Consider the following 19,083-nt stretch of genomic DNA (forward strand, 5'->3'; position numbering starts at 1 on the left):
AATGGCGCGCCTTCGGGAGGATATCGAAGATCGAACAGCTCGCCGGTTTGCATGGCGGGCTCCCGCAAATTGCGCCGCAGCTACGATTTACCGAACCAGCTCAACACGTTCTCGGCGCCGCCGAGGCTCGCCGCGTCGCCGTAGAGCGAGGCCAGAAAGGTCGCGCGATGGCTGGCGCCGGCGGTCGGAATCCCCGTCGCCGCATGACCGCCGGCCGACAGCGCCCGATACACCATCGCCGGATGCAGCGCCTCGTCGGCGAGACCGTAGTGAAACCGGATCGGCGAATCGTAGCGCCAGTACGAGGCACGATTGGCGGCGAGGTGGCGGAGGAATGCGCTGTTGCGATCGTCGGTGGCGCGCTCGAAAACCCCCGGCACCAACAGCTCCGCACCGGTGGGAAAAGGCTTGGCCGGGTCGAAGTCGGTTTTATAATCGCTCCAATATTTGCGGGCGAGTTCTCGGAAATCGGGCCGGATGGCGCTGTCCAGCAATCCATTCAGGCCGTAGTACCGTTCGTAGCTGCCGAGCGCGACGATCATGCACAGCGAAATCCAGCTCGGTAGCGCCGGGTACGAGGTCGTACCGGCCGGCAAGGCGAAGCTCTGCGCGCCGGCCCAGTAGCTCCAGGCTTCGTTCAGATCGTTGAACGGACTAGCCGCCGCAGTGGCGGCGATCGGCGTCGACCGGCGGCGCAGCGCCTGATGCAGCCATTGGGTGTTGAGTGCCCCCTGCGACCATCCGTTCAGCAGCAGCTTCGAGGGCGCAAGACCCAGCGAGGTCATCGCCGCCTTCCCGGCCTGAAGGATGTCGAGGCAGGTCTGGACGCTGACGCCCTTGACCACATACGCCTCGTCCCGTCCGTCGCGGAACGGGCCCTTGCCGACATAGTCGGCGGCGATCACCGCGTAGCCCTGCCCGGCGAAGCGCTGCACATTGAACAGCGTCTCCAGCGAGTCCGCGGCGTCAGTGAGCGCATAGTCCGGGTCGGCCAGCCGGATCAGATTCGACGGCACCTGATCGAACGACAGGATGGTGCCGTGCTGCCACGATACCAGCGGCAGCTCGCCGGTCTTGCCGACCGGCACCGCCAGCAGGCCGCTGACCTGCACCCGCGCGCCGGTTTCCGGAACGCGCGTCGTGGTCACGATCCGGTGCAGATCGACGTCGAACCGTGCGCCGGCGGATGCGGCGTCGAACGGCGGCAGGATCGCCGGCACATTGAACAGCGGAAACGCCTTGGCGACCTCCGCATCGAGCCGCGCGGCGCTGACCCGCACCGAGCGGTCGATCCCGGACCGTGCCGACGACCGGCGCACCGCAGCGTTCGCAGGGCCCAGCCCGGCACCGGCCACGCCGGCGGAGAGCGCGGCACCGAACACCAGGGCTCGCCGGGCCCTATCGATCCGTTCTGCGGATGACTGCGCCTGCGCCGGGGCGGACTGATCATTCAGGGGCGGCATCGGGATGGACCTCGGCTCTCGCGCTGCGGACGAATCGGCGGTTCAGTCTAGCGCTCGATCGCGCCCCCACCGCCTCGGACAAAGAAAAACGCCGCGCCGGATACGGTCCAAACAAGAACCGATCCGGCGCGGCGCTGGTGTCGTGTGGCGGCGCGTCAACTCACGCGGCGTTCGCGGCTTTCCCAATACGGCTGGCGTAGCTCGCGCTTGAGGATCTTGCCGGCGCCGGACAGCGGCAGCGGCGTCTCGGTGATCTCGACGCTGCGCGGGCACTTGTAGCCGGCGATCAGCGCCTTGCAATGCGCGATCAGCTCCTCTGCCGTCACGGTGGCGCCGGCCTTGGTGACGACGACGGCGTGAACCTGCTCGCCCCACGCCTCGTGCGGGATGCCGATCACCGCGCATTGCGCCACCGCCGGATGCTGCGCCACCGCGTTCTCGACCTCGACCGAGTAGACGTTCTCGCCGCCGGAGATGATCATGTCCTTGACCCGGTCGACGACATAGACGAAGCCGTGCTCGTCCATGTAGCCGCCGTCGCCGGTGTGCATCCAGCCGCCGAGAAGCGCCCGCGCGGTTTCCTCCGGCCGCTCCCAATAGCCCATCATCACGTTGTCGCCGCGGACGCAGATCTCGCCGACCGTCCCATACGGCACGGTGCGATCCTCGGCATCGACGATCCGAACTTCGCAGCCGAGCGTGGCGCGGCCAGCAGCGCGCTGGCGGCCTTTGGCCTTGCCGTCGCCGATGTGCTCCTTCCAGTGCAGCAAGGTCGCGATCGGCGACAGCTCGGTCATGCCGTAGGCCTGGGTGAACTGCACGTTGGGCAGCGCCGCGCTCGCCCGCGCCAGCACCGCCTCGCTGATCGGCGACGCGCCATAGACGATATTCTTCAGCGACGACAGATCGTAAGTCTTCAGCGCCGGGTGATCGACGAACATCTGGATCATGGTCGGCACCAGCAGCACGTCGGTGACCCGATCGTTCTGCATCGCCTGCATCACGCCCTCCGGCGTGAACGACGGGATCATCACGTTGGAGCCGCCCGACAGCAGCAGCGAATACATCGCCGCGCCGTTGGCGAGATGGAACATCGGCGCCGCGTGCAGATACACAGACGTGCCCGGAAACAGCCCCTCGCCCAGCGCATTGAGCGCGTTCGCCATCAGATTGCCGTGGCTCAGCATCACGCCCTTGGAGCGGCCGGTGGTGCCGCCGGTGTAGAAGATGCCGGCGAGATCTTCGGCCTTGCGCATCGCATCCGGGATCGGCGCGTGCGCGGCGATCAGATCCTCATAGCTCTGCATCCCGGCCGGGACGTCGCCGTCGTCGGCGTAGATCATCGCCATCGACGGGATCGCCTGCGCCAGCGCGGCGCCGGTCGCAGCAAACGCCTTGTCGACCACCAGAGCCACAGCGCGGCAGTCGCGCAGGGCGTCTTCGTTTTCCAGCGCGCTCCAACGGATGTTGAGCGGCACGATGACCCCGCCGCACCAGCCGGCGGCGAGATACATTTCCAGATAGCGATCCGAGTTCAGCGACAGGATCGCGACGCGGTCGCCCTCGCCGACACCGCTGGCGCGCAGGCCCGCGGCGAGACGCGCGACGCGGTCGCCGACCTCGCGCCAGTTACGTCGGCGGCCGGCGCAGACGGTGGCCAGCCCTTCCGGGTTGATCTGCAGCGCGCGCCGCAGGCCGTGGGTGATGTTCATGGTGTCCTCCCTTGGGTCGTTTCCTGTTGTTGTTGCCGTCCGGCGCCTCGAGGGCGCTCTTCTTCTTGGTTGATCGGGTGGCGAGGCCTTCAGTCAGGCGCATCGCGAATTCGTCGGCGATCGCCTCCGGCGACAGCGCACCGTCGCGCTGGTACCAGTGACCGATCCAGTTCAACGAACCGGCGATCGCGAACGCTGTCAACTTCGGATCGCACGGTTTGATCGATCCGTCGGCGACGCCCTCGGCGATGAAGCGGCGGAACGTCTGGTCGATGCCGCGCTTGGCGGCGCGCACGGTCTTTTCGTTCTCGGGCGACAGGTCGCGTGGATTGAACCGCACCATGCTGGCACCGAACTCGGTGGCCATCGTGGTGGCATAGGCACGCACCAGCCCGCGCAGCTTGCCGAGCCCATCGTCACCGGAAGCGTTGATGACCGCGATGATGTCGTCGACCTGCTCCTGGCCGAGCGCCCAGCACTCGAACAGAATCTCCTCCTTGCTGCGGAAGTAATTGTACAGCGCCGGCTTGGTGATGTTCAGCCGCTCCGCCACTTCGTTGAGCGTGGCGCGATGATAGCCCTGTTCGAGAAACAGATGCACCGCCGTTCGCAGCACCGCCTCGCGCTTTTCGTCGCGGGCGCGGCGGCGGTTTTCGAACGGCATCCAGGGCGATCGGTCGTCGGCGGCGTGTCCGCTCATCACAAATTCCGCAGGCAGCAATTTGGCAAATAACTGATCCGGCGCCGATCGATTGACTCGCCAGCAGCTCGCATATATTACTCATGGGTAATAAAAAGTCCAATGGGTAAGTTTAGGGAGGAAACGATGGCGTCACCCGTCCACGTCGCCGGCGTCGGCATGATCCCGTTCGTCAAGCCGGGCGCGAACGAGCCGTATCATTTGATGGGCGCCGAAGCGGCGCGGCTGGCCTTGCGCGATGCAGGCGTCGGTTACGACGCGATCCAGCAGGCGTTCGTCGGCTACGTCTATGGCGACTCCACCTGCGGCCAGCGCGCGCTGTACCAGGTCGGCATGACCGGCATCCCAATCGTCAACGTCAACAACAACTGCTCGACCGGCTCGACCGCGCTGTATCTGGCGCGGCAGGCGATCGCCTCCGGCGCCGCCGACTGCGTGCTGGCGCTCGGCTTCGAGCAGATGAAGCCCGGCGCTCTCGGCTCGGTGTTCGTCGATCGGCCCAGCGCGTTCGAGGATTTCGACGCCGCTGCCGACAAGCTGATCGATGCGCCCGGCGTGCCGCTGGCGCTGCGCTATTTCGGCGGCGCCGGCCTCAGCCATATGCAGAAGTACGGCACGCCGCTGTCGTCGTTCGCGGCAGTTCGCGCCAAGGCCAGCCGCCATGCGGCGAAGAACCCGCTGGCGCTGTTCCGCAAGGAAGTCTCGGCCGACGATGTGCTCAATGATCAGGTGATCTGGCCGGGCGTGATGACGCGGCTGATGGCCTGTCCCCCCACCTGCGGTGGCGCCGCCGCGGTGCTCGTGTCCGAAGCCTTCGCCAAGAAGCACGGCCTCCGCACCGACGTTCGCATCGCCGCGCAGGCGATGACGACCGATACGGCGTCGACCTTCGAGGCGCACGACATGATGCGGGTGGTCGGCTACGACATGGCGCGCGCCGCGGCCACCAAGGTGTACGAGGACGCTGGCGTCGGGCCGGACGACATCGACGTCGTCGAGCTGCACGACTGCTTCGCCCATAACGAACTGATCACCTACGAGGCGCTTGGTCTCTGCCCCGAAGGCGGCGCCGAGAAGTTCATCGCCGACGGCGACAACACCTATGGCGGAAAGTTCGTTACCAACCCGTCGGGCGGTCTGCTGTCGAAGGGCCATCCGCTCGGCGCCACCGGCCTTGCCCAGTGCTACGAGCTGACCCGGCAACTCCGCGGCACCGCGGAGGCGACCCAGGTCGACGGCGCCAAGCGCGCGTTGCAGCACAATCTCGGTCTCGGCGGCGCCTGCGTGGTGACGCTGTACGAGCGCGCGTGAGGCTGACGCAATGGTCGATCAATCCGCTGTTGGTCGCCGGTTCACACCGGTGACCGCCCATGTCGAAGCCGGCCGGCTGCGCTATTTTCTCGACACGCTCGGCGAGACCAATCCGGTGTATCGCGACGCCGCCGCGGCCAAGGCCGAAGGCTTCGCGGCGCCGCCGATCCCGCCGACCTATCTGTTTTGCCTCGAGATGCTCGACAACGAAAAGCCGTTCGAGTTCCTCGAAGCGCTCGAGATCGATCTCGGCCGGGTGCTGCACGGCGAGCAGAGCTTCACCTACCACGCCCCGGTGATGGTCGGCGACAGCCTCACCTTCAGCCCGCAGGTGACCAGCGTCACCGACAAGAAGGGTGGCGCAATGACGCTGATCGGCGTCGAAACCACCGTCACCAATCAGCACGGGGTTCACGTCGCCGATACGACGCGGACCATCGTGGTGCGCAACGGATGACCGACATGATGGACATGACAACTTCCCCCACGGTCGGCGACCGCATCGTCCACAAGCGCTTCCCGGCGATCAACCGTCACCGTCTGGCGCTGTATTGCGGCGCCTCCGGTGATCATAATCCGATCCATGTCGACATCGATTTCGCCAAGGCGTCGGGTTTTCCGGACGTGTTCACCCACGGCATGCTGGTGATGGGCTATCTCGGCCAGGCGCTGAGCGACGCGGTGCCGCCGGGCCGGATCCGCAGCTTCTCGACGCGATTTGCGGCGATCACCCAGCTCGGTGCCGAGATCACCTGCGAAGGCCAGGTCACTGAGCTGATCGAGGCCGGCGGCGAGCGCCGCGCCCGACTCGCCCTCACCGCCCGCGACCAGACCGGCGAGATCAAGCTCGCCGGCGAAGCGATCGTCGCCGTTTAGCACTACTCATCCGTCATGGCCGGGCTTGTCCCGGCCATCCACGTCTTTGCTGTCGTTGACCGCCGCAAGGCGTGGATGCCCGGGACGAGCCCGGGCATGACGACCCACTAATAACTGCGTGTGCGTTCAACAATTTGAAGGACATCTCATGGGCAAACTGCAAGGCAAGGTGGCGCTGGTCACAGGATCGGGCCGCGGCATCGGCCGCGCCATCGCGCTGAAGCTCGCGTCCGAAGGCGCGCGCGTCGTCGTCAACGACCTCGACGCCGAGCCGGGCGACGCCGTCGCCGCCGAAATCCAGGCGATGGGCAGCGATGCGATCGCGGTCAACGGCAGCGTCTCGGAGCCGGGCTTCGCCGATCGCTTCGTCGGCGCCGCGGTGGAGAAATTCGGCGGCCTCGACATCATCGTCAACAACGCCGGCTACACCTGGGACTCGACGATCCAGAAGATGACCGACGAGCAATTCCAGGCGATGCTCGACGTGCATCTGGTTGCGCCGTTCCGCATCCTGCGTGCCGCCGCCGAGCCGATCCGGATCTTCGCCAAGAAGGAAGCCGAGGCAGGCCAAGAGGTGTTCCGGAAGGTCGTCAACATCTCGTCGATCGCCGGGCTCTACGGCAATGCCGGCCAGGCCAGCTACTCGTCGGCGAAGGCATCGCTGGTCGGGCTGACGCGGACGCTGTGCAAGGAATGGGGCCGCTACAAGGTCAACGTCAATTGCGTCGCGTTCGGCCTGATCAACACCCGCCTCACCCAGCCGATCGAAGCGCAGCAGAAGACGATCGACGTCGCCGGCCGCGACATCAAGGTCGGGGTGCAGCCGCAGATGCTGGACGCGATGGCGCGGATGATCCCGCTCGGCCGCGGCGGCACGCCGGAGGAAGCGGCCGATGCGGTGTATCTGTTCTGCAGCCCGGAATCCAACTACGTCAGCGGCCAGGTGCTGGTCTGCGGCGGCGGCCTGATCCTCTAAGCGGATATGCGGCGATGACCCTGGTTCTGTCGGAGCGGCGCGGCGCCGTCGCGCTGCTGACGCTGAACAACCCGGCGCAATACAACGCGATGCGCCGCGGCCTGCTCGGCGAGCTCGGCGCCGCATTGAACGCGGCGCTCGCCGACGACGCCGTCCGCGCTATCCTTCTCACCGGTGCCGGCAAGGGCTTCTGCGCCGGCGCGGCGCTCGGCAGCGAGACGTTCGACGCCGGCGCCGACGTCGCGCCGTGGATGCGCGCCGAGCTCAGCCCGGTGCTGGAAGCGATGCGCGGTGCCGCGAAGCCGATCGTGGTCGCGGTCAATGGCCCCGCAGCCGGCGCCGGCGTGGGACTGGCGCTCGCCGGCGACATCGTGCTGGCGGCGCGGTCGGCGAAGTTCGTGCTGAGCTTCGTCAAGCTCGGCGCCGCGCTCGATGCCGGCACTTCGCTGTTCGTGCAGCGCGCGATCGGCGTGGCCCGCGCCCGCGCACTGGCGCTGCTCGGCCGGCCGCTGTCCGCCGAACAGGCCGAGCAATCCGGCCTGATCTTCCAGGCCGTCGACGACGACCGCCTGATGGACGACGCGATGGCGATCGCCCAGCAGCTCGCGGCCGGCCCGCCGATCGGCATCGGCCTGATCAAGCGCCAGATCGAAGCTGCATGGAGCGCCCCGCTCGCCGAAGTGCTGGACGACGAAGCCCAGCAGCAGGGCCGCGCCTTCGTCACCGCGGACCTGCGCGAAGGCGCCGCCGCTTTCGTCGAGAAGCGCCCGCCGAACTTCACCGGCCGCTGACGTCGCGTTCAGTCGATCACGATCCAGGCGGGGGCGTGATCGCTCGCCTGCGGCGCCGCCCGCACCTTGCGATCGACGCCGGCCCGCTTCAGCCGCAGCGCCAGCGACGGATCGAGCAGCAGGTGGTCGATCCGCAAGCCCGCGTCGCGCTCGAACCGTTTTCGCCAATACGACCAGAATGTGTATGGCGCGTCGTCCGGATGGCAGTGCCGCAGTGCATCGGTCCAGCCCTGGCGCAGCAGCGCCGCGAACAGCTTGCGCGGCGCCGGCTGCACCAACGCGTCCTTGTCCCATGATTTGGTCGGGTAGATATCGGCCGGCGTCGGCACCACGTTGAAGTCGCCGGCCAGCACCACAGGCGCACCGCTCTTCAGCAGCGTCGCCGCATGGCGGTTCAGCCGCATCAGCCAGGCGAGTTTCTCGTCGAATTTCGGCCCCGGCTGCGGGTTGCCGTTGGGCGCGTACAGGCAGCCGACGATGATCCCGGCAACCGCCGCCTCAATGTAGCGGCTCTGCTTGTCGTGCGGCGCGCCAGGCAGCCGGCGCCGGGTCACCACGATCTCGCGGCGGCGGGCGAGGATCGCCACGCCATTCCAGCTTTTCTGCCCGGCCCACGCCGCCGTATAGCCCGCCTTGCGCAGCGCCGCTTCCGGAAAGTCCGCATCGGCCGCCTTCAGCTCCTGCAAGCAGACGATCTCCGGCCGCGCCGCCTTCAGCCACGCCAGCAGCACCGGCAACCGCTTGTTGACATTGTTGACGTTGAAGGTCGCGATCTTCACGCCGCCCCGCCCCCGCCTGCCGGCCCTCGGCCTGAGCAACGCGAGCGCGGCCGGATGGATCCCGATGGCGTGAGTGCCTGCGCTCTATTTGCGCCCTGGCCTCAGGGCGAGCCGCGCCAAGCCAGACCCCCGGCCGAAAGACCGTAAGCCTCAGATACTTCTAAGTATTTTGGATCGGAAGCTGGAGCGGGTGAAGGGAATCGAACCCTCGTATTCAGCTTGGAAGGCTGCTGCTCTACCATTGAGCTACACCCGCAATGCAGCCCCCGTAACACGTTAGCCGCGGAGCCTCAACTCCCCTGGTTGGCGCCCCCCAACTTCGTCTGCCGATCACCGGAATGACCCCGGCGGCCCGCGGCGCAACCCGTCCTGGCCGTAGCCGGGCCGGCCGCCCGCTCGGGCGCGCGCGCTGCGGAACAGAATCGACCGTTCCCGGTTCTCCGGTCGAACCGCGGGACGCGGACCATTCGGGCGGAGGCGACGATGGGATTCTTCAGCAAGGACATTCAGACCATGGAGGACCTGCTGCTGCACGGCCTCCGCGACATCTATTACGCCGAACAGCAGATCACCAAGGCGCTGCCGAAGATGATCGAGCAGGCCACCAACCGTGACCTGTCGCAGGGCCTGAAGGCGCATCTGGAAGAGACCCAGAAGCAGATCGAACGGCTCGACCAGGTGTTCAAGAAGCTCGGCGAGAAGCCGTCGGGCGTGAACTGCCCGGCGATCGACGGCCTGATCCAGGAAGCCGACGAGACCGCCGGCGAGATCGCCGACAAGACCGTGCTGGACGCCGCCATCGTCGCCAACGCGCAGGCGGTCGAGCACTACGAGATCGCCCGCTACGGCACCCTGATCGCCTGGGCCGAAGAACTCGGCCACGACGACATCGTCCGCTTCCTCACCACCAATCTGAACGAGGAAAAGGCCGCCAACACAAAGCTCAACACCGTGGCGCTGCGCAAAGGCGTCAATCGCAAAGCTGCAAGCTGAAAGGAAACAACCGCATGAACCGCACAGCACTCGCACTCGGCTGCCTGCTGATCGCCACCCCGGCGCTGGCGCAATCGGTGACCGAGAAGACCGGCGTCAATTCGGTGCTCGGCATCGCGCCCTCCACCCCCGATTTCGTCAAGCAGGTCGCGATCAGCGACATGTACGAGATCCAGTCGAACCAGCTCGCCGAGCGCAAGGGCAATGCCGCCCAGCAGACCTTCGCCAAGCAGATGATCACCGATCACACCAAGACCTCGAGCGAGCTCAAGGCGATGGTGACCGACGGCAAGGTCAAGGCCGCGCTGCCGACCGCACTCGACTCCGCCCACCAGGAAAAGCTCGACAAGCTGAAGAACGCCAGCGGCGCCGAGTTCAGCGAGCTGTTCGGCGAGCAGCAGGTCGAAGCCCACCAGGACGCGGTGTCGCTGTTCGAACGTTACGCCAAGAGCGGCGACAACGACGCCCTGAAGAACTGGGCCGGCACCACGCTGCCCAAGCTGCAGCACCATCTGGAGATGGCCAAGCAGCTCGAACGCGACCGCACCAGCACGACGTCGCAGTCTGCCAAGTAATCCGCCGATTGCGTCACCAACTGGTCTGAGACTGGAGCCTCGGCCCGGCATCGTCACGATGCCGGGCCGAGGCTTCGAGATGCCTGCCGATTGCGACGAGCTTTTCCGGATCGGTGGAACCGGACTCCTGGTTGCCGCATTGTCCGGTGAAGCTCATTCGGGGGAACATCAGCAAATGACCAGACCGTCGGCGTTTTCCATTTTCCCGCGGGCGTACCGCGCGGGCACAGCTCCGCTCGCAGCGGAGAGCGGTCGATGACCGACGTCAGCGAAACCCTCGAACCGCCCGCTGAGACTGCCGCCGCTCCCGAGGTCGCCTCGAAATCGCCCGAGCCGCCGCTGTATCAGGTGGTGCACGACTCCTCGGCCGTGCGCGAGGGCTTGCCCTATCCGCTCGGCGCCTGCTGGGACGGCCATGGCACCAACTTCGCGCTGTTCTCCGCCAACGCCACCAAGGTCGAAGTCTGCCTGTTCGATGGCGATACCGAGCGGCGCATCGAGCTTCCGGAATATACCGACGAGGTGTTTCACGGCTACATCCCGGATGTCGGCCCCGGCACCTTCTACGGCTACCGGGTCTATGGACCCTACGAGCCCGAGAACGGCCATCGCTTCAATCCGAACAAGCTGCTGCTCGACCCTTACGCGCGCGCCCATGCCGGCGAGCTGACCTGGGCTCCGGCCGTGTTCGGCTATGTGATGGAGAGCGGCGACGACACCACATTCGACGAACGCGACAGCGCACGGTTCGTGCCGAAATGCGTGGTGGTCGATCCGGATTTCGACTGGAAGGGCGAGCCCGGCCGCAAATTCGTGCCGTGGGACCAGGCGATCATCTACGAAACTCACGTCAAAGGCTTCACCAAGCTGCATCCCGAGGTACCCGAAGATCTGCGCGGCACCTATGCGGGCTTCGGCACCAAGCCGGTGGTCGACTATATTTCCTCACTCGGCGTCACTGCGGTCGAGCTGTTGCCGATCCACACCTTCGTCAACGACAGTTATCTGCTCGACAAGAATCTGGTGAATTACTGGGGCTACAACACCATCGGATTCTTCGCGCCCGATCCGCGCTACGCCGCGGATGTGCCCAACAGCCTGCGCGAGTTCAAGGAGATGGTGGCGCGGCTGCACGATGTCGGCCTCGCCGTGATCCTCGACGTGGTCTACAACCACACCGCCGAAGGCAACGAGCTCGGCCCGACACTGTCGTTCAAGGGCATCGACAACGCCAGCTATTATCGCCTGCTCCCGGAGCAGAAGCGCTACTACATCAACGACACCGGCACCGGAAACACCGTCAACCTCACGCATCCGCGCGTGATCCAGATGGTCAACGACAGCCTGCGCTACTGGGCCGGCGAGATGCACATCGACGGTTTCCGCTTCGACCTCGGCACCATCCTGGCGCGCGAGCATTACGGCTTCGACGAGCAGAGCGGCTTTCTGAAATCCGTGATGCAGGACCCACTGCTCAGTTCGGTGAAGCTGATCGCAGAACCGTGGGATTGCGGCCCCGGCGGCTATCAGGTCGGCGGCTTCCCACCGGGATGGGCGGAATGGAACGACAAATTCCGCGATACTGTGCGCGACTATTGGCGCGGCGAAGCACCGGCTGCGGCGCTGGCGCCGCGGCTGTCGGCTTCGGGCGACGTCTTCAACCGGCAAGGACGTCGCGCCTGGGCAAGCGTCAACTTCATCACCGCGCACGACGGTTTCACCCTCAACGACTGGGCGAGCTACAACGACAAGCACAACGCGGCGAACGGCGAGGACAATCGCGACGGCCACTCCGACAACCGCTCGTGGAATTGCGGCGCGGAAGGCCCGACCGACGACGAGACCATTGTGGCGCTACGCGAACGCCAGAAGCGCAACATGCTGGCGACCCTGCTGCTCGCTCAAGGCACACCGATGCTGCTGGCGGGCGACGAATTCGGCCGCACCCAGAACGGCAACAACAACGCCTATTGCCAGGACAACGAGATCTCCTGGGTGCACTGGGACCACGACGAGGCCGCGCAACACCTGCTGGCCTTCACGCAGCGGCTGCTGGAACTGCGCCGGACCACGCCGACGTTGCGGCGCAGCCGGTTTCTCACCGGACAATACGACGAAGAGCTCGACGTCCGCGACGTCACCTGGATCAACGCCAATGGCGGGGAGATGCAGCAGGAGCACTGGGACGACCCAAATGTGAAATGCTTCGGAATGCTGCTCGACGGCCGCGCCCAAACCACCGGCATTCACAAGCACGGTGAGCACGCCACCGTGCTGCTGGTGATGAACAGTTTCGACGGCGTGGTCGACTTCACCCTGCCCGAGGTCCCGCACGGCTCGACATGGTCGCTGCTGATCGACACCAACCTGCCGAGCGGCCTGCCGGACGAGCAGTTCGCCTGTGGCGCGGTTTATCAAGTGACCGCACGTTCGGTGCTGCTGTTCGGGCTGAGCGAGTGACCCACGGCGCGTCGGCGGATCTGCCGCCGACGCGCTGCCACAAATTTGCGCAATGATCTCCGCTGGATGGCGGGAACACCAGGTTCATTCCGCGATTGAGAACAACAGCACGGGCCGGCTGCGACCGCCCCTTTCTCGATCAGCAACGGAGCTCTTCAGGTGATCATTCGCGCGGGCTACCACATCGCGTTCCACTGCTTTCAGGAGACGCCCATCAATCTGCTGCTCAGCGTGCATCCGTCGCGCGCCCAGCATGTGATCGGAGAGCACGTCATCAAGTTTTCTCCGGATGTGCCCGCACACGACTTCACCGATATGTTCGGCAACGTCTGCACCCGGATCGTGGCGCCGCCCGGCCGCATCGACATCAGCAACGACTTTCTGATCGAGGATTCCGGCCTGCCCGACGAGGTCGCGCCCGGCGCCCGCCAGATCCCGGTGGCGGAACTGCCGGACGAGGTGATGGTGTATCTGCTCGGCAGCCGCTATTGCGACACCGACAAGCTGTCGAACCTCGCCTGGTCGCTGTTCGGCGGCACCCCCGCCGGCTGGGAGCGGGTGCAGGCGATCGTCGACTACGTGCATGACCGTATCACCTTCGGATATCAATTCGCCCGCAACGATCGCACCGCCTCCGAAGGCCATGCCGAACAGATCGGCGTCTGCCGCGACTTCGCCCATCTCGCCGTCGCGCTGTGCCGCTGCATGAACATTCCGGCGCGCTACTGCACCGGCTATCTCGGCGACATCGGCGTGCCGGCCGATCCGGCACCGATGGACTTCTCGGCATGGTTCGAGGTCTATCTCGACGGACGCTGGTACACTTTCGATGCCCGGCACAACACGCCGCGGATCGGCCGCATCGTCATCGCCCGTGGCCGCGACGCAGCCGACGTCGCGATTTCGACCTCGTTCGGCGTCACCAACCTGCTGAACTTCGAAGTGATCACCCATGAGGTGACGAACCAGGAAGCTGCGACGGACGCTCCGCTGTCAAAAGTGGCGTGACACGTTCGGCGTGACGTCGTCGGATCCCAACTCTCCGTCATTGCGAGTGAAGCGAAGCAATCCAGTCTCCGTGCGGAGCATCCGGATTTCTTCGGCTCGATCCTCGCCATGACGCGGCCTCGCGCTCATCACGACGGCAAGCGCCCCTCCGACGGCAAAAAGCGGCCGGGCTTTTACCCGACCGCTCGAGACGAAGGCCGAAACGTTCAGTTGGTGATCACACCGAGATTGGTTTCCGAGCCTTCATTCCCCGGCACGGTGATCCGCACCTCGTGGCCGAATTTGATCGCGTTCGACGCAGCGGCGCAGGCGGCTTCGAACGCGGCCTCCTTGCTGGAATAGTCGCCGGTCGGATCGTCGTCGTGGCGGATGCCCCAGCGATTGTCGCTGCCGATGATGTCGTAGTAAGCCTTGCCCATCATTCACCTCCGAATGCTGCGACAATCGACGGCGACCGCATTCGTTCCGCTTGGCCGCGGGGCGACGCCTCAGCCGCGCCGCTGCTGCGAAATGTCGGTGACCTTCACGGTCACGCTCCGGGTCCGACCGTCGCGCTCGACCGTGAGCTTCACGTCGCGGCCGATGCCGGCCTCCTCCAAGGCCGCCGCAAGGTCCGACATGCCGTGGATCGGCTTGCCATCTGCGGCGGTGATGACGTCCCGGACGTAACCGTCGTTGGTCGCGCCTTCGAGGCCGGCGCGGGCGGCCGGCGAATCCGGCAGCGTCCGCAACACCACGACGCCGTCGATTCCGAGCTGGGCGGTCTCGTTCTCGCGGGCGGCGATGATGCCGATACCCGGCACCGGCACGGTACCGTTGGTGATCAGAGCTGTGACCACCCGGTTGACTGCGTCGACCGGAATCGCAAAGCCGATCCCGGCCGAAGCGCCGGAGCCGGAGATGATTGCGGTGTTGATGCCGATCAGCCGGCCGGCACTGTCGAGCAGCGGGCCGCCGGAATTGCCGGGATTGATCGCCGCGTCGGTCTGGATCACGCCGCGGACCTCGTGCGCCGCCGCGGTCGGCAACCGGCGCCGCAGCGCGCTGACGATGCCCGTGGTCAGCGTCTGTTCGAGACCGTAGGGATTGCCGATCGCGTAGGCCGCCTGCCCGACCTGGAGATCTTCCGAGCTGCCGATCGCGATCGGGCGCAGCGGCGTCTGCGGCCGCTCGAGCTGCAACACGGCGAGATCGTAGTTCGGCGCCGCGCCGACCACGCGCGCGGTGACAAACTCACCCGAGGCGAGCCGGACGCCCAGCTGGCCGGCATTCTGCACCACATGGTTGTTGGTGACGACATGACCGGCGGCGTCCCAGATCGCGCCGGAGCCGGACTGCACCGGAGCCTCCTGCTGTGCGAAGAACGGCGACACCCGTTGCTGGGCTTGCGCGAACACGTGCACCACCGAGGGCGATACCTGCTTGAACAGCTCCACCGTGGCCTTCTCGGCAGGTGCCAACTCGCCGCGAGCGGTGACGGTGCGCGGGCCGGTGGCGGAAAACCACAACGCGCTCAGATAAGGCTGAGCGACCCAGAACGTCGCCAGCACCAGCAGCCAGACGATCGCGATGCGCAGCAACAAGTCGGTGCGCTGCGCCCGCCGCATCTGGGCCTGCGCGAGTCGCGGATCGGGACCAGGAGGGACCGGCGAACGGGGCGGAAGCGACGTCATGGCGAGATGAATCCTTCAACACGAAGCCGACCGAACCGGCTGGCAGCGGTCGGTTCCATCGACATCGATAACCGCTAATGCACGACGTTTCCGCCGGTTCCATCCTGCAGATAGGCACGGCCGGCGGCTGCGCCAGCTCCGGCGGAGACAGCGGCTCCGCGGTTGCCGCCAAAGGCCGGCAACGCCGCCCCCGACCCAGGAATGCCGTTGGATGACATCGTGTCCATCATCGTCTGGAGGCGCCGTTCGCCGCTGGCGCCGATCCTGACCGGCTTCTATATCTGCGCTGTTCCCCTCTCCTCGGCCGACCGATCGATCCCAGCGCGAGTCGATCGAATGACTGAATCATTGTCCAACATGATGCTGGTGATCTCGGTGTGGGCGTTGCCGCTCCTGATCGCGATCACCTTCCACGAGGCCGCGCACGCCTATGTGGCGAAGCTTTGCGGCGACAACACCGCCTGGATGCTCGGCCGCGTCAGCTTCAATCCGATCAGGCACATCGATCCGTTCGGCACGGTGCTGCTGCCGCTGCTGCTGCTGCTGCTGGTGATCCAGTCGCCGTTTCTGTTCGGCTACGCCAAGCCGGTGCCGGTGAACTTCCGCAATCTGAGCCACCCGCGCCGCGACATGGTGCTGGTCGCGGCCGCCGGTCCCGCGATCAATCTGGCGCTGGCCGCGCTCGCGGGGCTGTCGTTTCATCTCGTCGGCTACGTGCCCGGCGAAGCCGGGCAATGGCTCGCACAGAACCTCGTCAACGCGCTGCTGATCAACGTGGTGCTGGCGATCTTCAATCTGCTGCCGATCCCGCCGCTCGACGGCGGCCGCATTGCGGTGGGGATCCTGCCACGGGCGCTGGCGCGGCCACTCGACCGGCTCGAACCTTACGGCATGCTGATCCTGCTGACGCTGATCTTCATCCTGCCGATGGCCGGGATCGGCGTGGCGACGCGGTTCATCGCGCAATCGAGCCAGTTCGTGGTTCACGCGATCCTGCGCCTCACCGGCGCGGCCTGACGCGGGCGTCGCCTCAAACGGCAGCCCGACCGAGGCGCCGCGTCCCGTTGTCGCACCGCCTGTGCCGCTCGCCCCGAGCCATCGGGATCCCGTACAGGCACCGTCGTCCACCACAGTTCGCCGACCAGCGACTGGCGGGCTGGGGCCTGCAGCCTCTCCCAGCATGAGCCGGATCTCGGCAGCGCCGTCGGACGACTCGGGCTCACATGGATTCGTCCGAGCCTCCCGGGACGACACGGACACGGCCGTCCATCCCCCATCGTCGCAGCAAGTAATTTGGACGTTCGCACCCGTCCGGCGGCGCTTTTGGCGATCGCTTACTAATTTACGATTGAATTACCAGAACTCACTAGAGTGGCGCCGGACTGTGCTGAGGACTTGCTTCGAGAGACATTCAAGCGGGGGCTGGAATGATCGTGCTGCTGATAGTCGTCGGCCTTCTGATCGCCCTGTTTTGGGCGTGCTGGTCTTCAGCTAGATCATACTACCAGCACGGCAGGATCAGAGGCATGGATGAGGCCGTTCGGCAGATCGTCCGTGGGATCGGTCGCCACTACGAAATCGCCGCGAGAGCCAGTCCTGAAGGCGTGTCGAAAGCAATCGCCGAAATCAAAGCGATGTTCAATCGACGTCCGCATCTGAAACCAAAGGACGTCGAACGATACCATCTCCAGCTCTCGATTTTGGCCGACGCGATCGGTGAAGCCTGCTGTTCGAAAGGCCAGGCGGAAGGCGTCGAGATGATGGCACCGGCCGAAGGCCACGTCCGCGTCGACCTGTCGGTGATCGAACTCCTGCAGCTCAGCCGGCTGGCACATCTCGGCTTCCTTCACATGATGCCCAACTATCGCGGGTTGGAAATTCAGCGCTTCAGCGACGAGCTGGATGCGCAGGAAGGCACCAGGTCGATCTACAAGCTGGAGTCCGCCATCCCGCCGAAAGAGCGCCCGTTCGTCGATCTCGCGACCCACTACAGAGGACGTGAACAGCTCATCTCCGATTGGTGGCAGCCGGTACCGGCCGACCGGGCCGGATATGTCCGAGGGCTCGGCCCGTCAATGGCCATGGCGTCGACACCCGCCTCGCCATAGCACAACAGCCGCTCGTGACTTTGGCGCCCGGCACGCCGCACATTGGCGTCCGACCCATGCAGGCATCTTCCGGACGTCGACCTCGAGCTTGTCGATGATCTCTCGTCGGATTCGATGGGAGTCAGATCGTCTGGTTGTACGCGCCGACTTCGGGATGCTGGCGCAGCACGAGGTTCACGGCTTCGAACATGTCGTGCATCCGCTGCTCGGACACCGGGCTTTCGACTACCACCACCAGCTCGGGCTTGTTCGAGGATGCCCGCACCAGCCCCCAGCTTCCATCGGCGCAGGTGACCCGGACGCCGTTGACGGTGACCAGATCGCGGATCTTCTGCCCGGCGACGAGATCGCCGTTCGCCTGTGCGGCTTCGAAATGCTTCACGACCTCGTCGATCACCCGATACTTCACCTCGTCGGCGCAATGCGGCGACATCGTCGGCGACGACCAGGTCTTGGGCAGTGCGTCCTTGAGCTGCGACATCGATTTGCCCGGCGCGCGGTCCAGCATCTCGCAGATCGCGATCGCCGAGACGAGGCCGTCGTCATAGCCGCGGCCGAGCGGCGCGTTGAAGAAGAAGTGGCCGGATTTTTCGAAGCCGGCGAGCGCGTTGCTCTCGTTGGTGCGGCGCTTCATGTAGGAGTGGCCGGTCTTCCAATATTCGGTCCTGGCGCCCTGCCGTTGCAGCACCGGATCGGTGGCGAACAGCCCGGTGGATTTGACGTCGACCACGAAGCGCGCGTTGGGGTGGATCGCCGACATGTCGCGCGCCAGCATCACCCCGACCTTGTCGGCGAAAATCTCCTCGCCGGTGTCGTCGACCACGCCGCAGCGGTCGCCGTCGCCGTCGAAGCCGAGGCCGAGATCGGCGTTGTGCTGCAGCACCGCGTCGCGGATCGCGTGCAGCATCTCCATGTCTTCGGGGTTCGGATTGTATTTCGGGAAGGTGTGGTCGAGTTCGGTGTCGAGCGGGATCACCTCGCAGCCGATCGCTTCCATCACCTGCGGCGCGAACGCGCCGGCGGTGCCGTTGCCGCAGGCGACCACCACCTTGAGCTTGCGCTTCAGCCTGGCGTGTTTGGTCAGGTCGGCGATGTAGCGCGCCGGATAGTTCTCATGAAAGACGTAGGAGCCGCTGCCGGCCTTGAACTCGGCGCCGAGTACGATCTGCTTCAGCCGGTTCATCTCGTCGGGGCCGAAGGTCAGCGGCCGGTTGGCGCCCATCTTGACGCCGGTCCAGCCGTTGTCGTTGTGCGAGGCGGTGACCATCGCGACGCACGGCACGTCGAGATCGAACTGCGCGTAATACGCCATCGGCGTCACCGCCAGCCCGATGTCGTGCACCTTGCAGCCCGACGCCATCAGCCCGGCGATCAGCGCGTATTTGATCGACGCCGAATAGCCGCGGAAGTCGTGCCCGGTGACGATCTCCTGCGGCCGGCCGAGCTCGGCGATCAGCGTGCCGAGCCCCATGCCGAGCGCCTGAACGCCCATCAGGTTGATCTCCTGGCCGAACAGCCAGCGCGCGTCGTATTCGCGGAAGCCGGTGGGCTTGACCATCGGCTCGGATTCGTAGGCGTAGGTATTGGCCGTCAGAAGCGGCTGCGGCGTCGGAAACATCGGCGGACAACTCACACAACGATAGAACAGGGATGCGGGT

At 65.9% G+C, this 19,083-nt stretch carries 18 protein-coding genes and 1 tRNA gene; 11 read left to right on the plus strand and 8 right to left on the minus strand.

Annotated elements, in window-relative coordinates; all coding sequences use genetic code 11:
* Positions 1–80: 80 nt before the first annotated feature.
* From FLL57_RS11905 to FLL57_RS11915, 3 genes are all read right to left on the minus strand, one after another.
* Positions 81–1,463: an alpha/beta hydrolase family protein gene (locus tag FLL57_RS11905; protein ID WP_142882980.1), complete on the minus strand. Its 1,383-nt coding sequence runs from the start codon at positions 1,461–1,463 to the stop codon at positions 81–83.
* Positions 1,464–1,618: 155 nt separating this feature from the next.
* On the minus strand, positions 1,619–3,175 hold the full coding sequence (locus FLL57_RS11910; protein WP_142882981.1) for an acyl-CoA synthetase: 1,557 nt from the start codon (positions 3,173–3,175) through the stop codon (positions 1,619–1,621).
* Positions 3,093–3,875, minus strand: a complete 783-nt coding sequence (locus FLL57_RS11915) for a TetR/AcrR family transcriptional regulator (protein ID WP_142882982.1) — start codon at positions 3,873–3,875, stop codon at positions 3,093–3,095. Before FLL57_RS11915 ends, FLL57_RS11910 begins: the two co-directional genes overlap by 83 nt.
* 126 nt (positions 3,876–4,001) lie before the next feature.
* Here FLL57_RS11915 and FLL57_RS11920 point away from each other — a divergent pair, with 126 nt between their 5' ends.
* The 5 genes from FLL57_RS11920 to FLL57_RS11940 all read left to right on the plus strand — a co-directional run bounded on the left by FLL57_RS11920 (position 4,002) and on the right by FLL57_RS11940 (position 7,829).
* Entirely contained in the window at positions 4,002–5,186 is a 1,185-nt protein-coding gene (locus FLL57_RS11920; protein ID WP_142882983.1) for a lipid-transfer protein, read from the plus strand.
* 10 nt (positions 5,187–5,196) lie between these two features.
* The gene (locus FLL57_RS11925) at positions 5,197–5,643 is read left to right on the plus strand and encodes a MaoC family dehydratase N-terminal domain-containing protein (RefSeq protein ID WP_142882984.1); all 447 of its coding nucleotides are present in this window, start codon (positions 5,197–5,199) and stop codon (positions 5,641–5,643) included.
* Positions 5,640–6,062 (plus strand): MaoC family dehydratase, encoded by a 423-nt coding sequence (locus FLL57_RS11930; RefSeq protein WP_185966138.1) that lies wholly within the window; start codon positions 5,640–5,642, stop codon positions 6,060–6,062. The genes FLL57_RS11925 and FLL57_RS11930 overlap by 4 nt, the downstream gene beginning before the upstream one ends.
* A 148-nt stretch (positions 6,063–6,210) precedes the next feature.
* Positions 6,211–7,038 carry an SDR family NAD(P)-dependent oxidoreductase gene (locus FLL57_RS11935; protein ID WP_142882985.1) on the plus strand — a complete coding sequence of 276 codons (828 nt, stop codon included), beginning with the start codon at positions 6,211–6,213 and terminating at the stop codon, positions 7,036–7,038.
* 14 nt (positions 7,039–7,052) lie between these two features.
* Positions 7,053–7,829, plus strand: coding sequence for an enoyl-CoA hydratase-related protein (locus FLL57_RS11940; RefSeq protein WP_142882986.1), 777 nt, complete (start codon positions 7,053–7,055; stop codon positions 7,827–7,829).
* Positions 7,830–7,837: 8 nt separating this feature from the next.
* On the opposite strand, the gene FLL57_RS11945 is transcribed toward FLL57_RS11940, so the two are convergent.
* Together FLL57_RS11945 and FLL57_RS11950 are read right to left on the minus strand one after the other, a co-directional pair.
* Positions 7,838–8,608: an exodeoxyribonuclease III gene (locus tag FLL57_RS11945; RefSeq protein WP_142882987.1), complete on the minus strand. Its 771-nt coding sequence runs from the start codon at positions 8,606–8,608 to the stop codon at positions 7,838–7,840.
* A 182-nt stretch (positions 8,609–8,790) separates the two neighbouring features.
* Positions 8,791–8,864 (minus strand) — tRNA-Gly (locus FLL57_RS11950).
* Positions 8,865–9,091: 227 nt separating this feature from the next.
* On the opposite strand from FLL57_RS11950, the gene FLL57_RS11955 reads away from it, so the two are divergent.
* The 4 genes from FLL57_RS11955 to FLL57_RS11970 all read left to right on the plus strand — a co-directional run bounded on the left by FLL57_RS11955 (position 9,092) and on the right by FLL57_RS11970 (position 13,644).
* Complete coding sequence (locus FLL57_RS11955; RefSeq protein ID WP_013501824.1) at positions 9,092–9,601, plus strand: ferritin-like domain-containing protein; 510 nt, start codon at positions 9,092–9,094, stop codon at positions 9,599–9,601.
* A 14-nt stretch (positions 9,602–9,615) separates the two neighbouring features.
* Positions 9,616–10,176 carry a DUF4142 domain-containing protein gene (locus FLL57_RS11960; RefSeq protein ID WP_013501823.1) on the plus strand — a complete coding sequence of 187 codons (561 nt, stop codon included), beginning with the start codon at positions 9,616–9,618 and terminating at the stop codon, positions 10,174–10,176.
* 255 nt (positions 10,177–10,431) lie between these two features.
* The gene (glgX, locus tag FLL57_RS11965; RefSeq protein WP_013501822.1) at positions 10,432–12,636 is read left to right on the plus strand and encodes a glycogen debranching protein GlgX; all 2,205 of its coding nucleotides are present in this window, start codon (positions 10,432–10,434) and stop codon (positions 12,634–12,636) included.
* 159 nt (positions 12,637–12,795) lie between these two features.
* Complete coding sequence (locus tag FLL57_RS11970; protein WP_013501821.1) at positions 12,796–13,644, plus strand: transglutaminase-like domain-containing protein; 849 nt, start codon at positions 12,796–12,798, stop codon at positions 13,642–13,644.
* Positions 13,645–13,850: 206 nt separating this feature from the next.
* On the opposite strand, the gene FLL57_RS11975 is transcribed toward FLL57_RS11970, so the two are convergent.
* Complete coding sequence (locus FLL57_RS11975) at positions 13,851–14,063, minus strand: hypothetical protein (RefSeq protein WP_013501820.1); 213 nt, start codon at positions 14,061–14,063, stop codon at positions 13,851–13,853.
* 69 nt (positions 14,064–14,132) lie between these two features.
* Positions 14,133–15,317, minus strand: coding sequence for a S1C family serine protease (locus FLL57_RS11980; RefSeq protein ID WP_142882988.1), 1,185 nt, complete (start codon positions 15,315–15,317; stop codon positions 14,133–14,135).
* A 336-nt stretch (positions 15,318–15,653) separates the two neighbouring features.
* Between FLL57_RS11980 and FLL57_RS11985 the strand changes: the two genes are divergently transcribed.
* Positions 15,654–16,334 (plus strand): site-2 protease family protein, encoded by a 681-nt coding sequence (locus FLL57_RS11985; protein WP_142882989.1) that lies wholly within the window; start codon positions 15,654–15,656, stop codon positions 16,332–16,334.
* A gap of 410 nt (positions 16,335–16,744) precedes the next feature.
* Positions 16,745–17,425 carry a hypothetical protein gene (locus FLL57_RS11990; protein ID WP_142882990.1) on the plus strand — a complete coding sequence of 227 codons (681 nt, stop codon included), beginning with the start codon at positions 16,745–16,747 and terminating at the stop codon, positions 17,423–17,425.
* 121 nt (positions 17,426–17,546) lie between these two features.
* Here the strand turns inward: FLL57_RS11990 and FLL57_RS11995 are convergent, their stop codons facing one another.
* Positions 17,547–19,043: a phosphomannomutase/phosphoglucomutase gene (locus FLL57_RS11995; RefSeq protein ID WP_142882991.1), complete on the minus strand. Its 1,497-nt coding sequence runs from the start codon at positions 19,041–19,043 to the stop codon at positions 17,547–17,549.
* Positions 19,044–19,083: the final 40 nt, after the last annotated feature.

This window comes from Rhodopseudomonas palustris, from assembly GCF_007005445.1.
Taxonomy (GTDB): Bacteria; Pseudomonadota; Alphaproteobacteria; order Rhizobiales; family Xanthobacteraceae; genus Rhodopseudomonas; species Rhodopseudomonas palustris_G.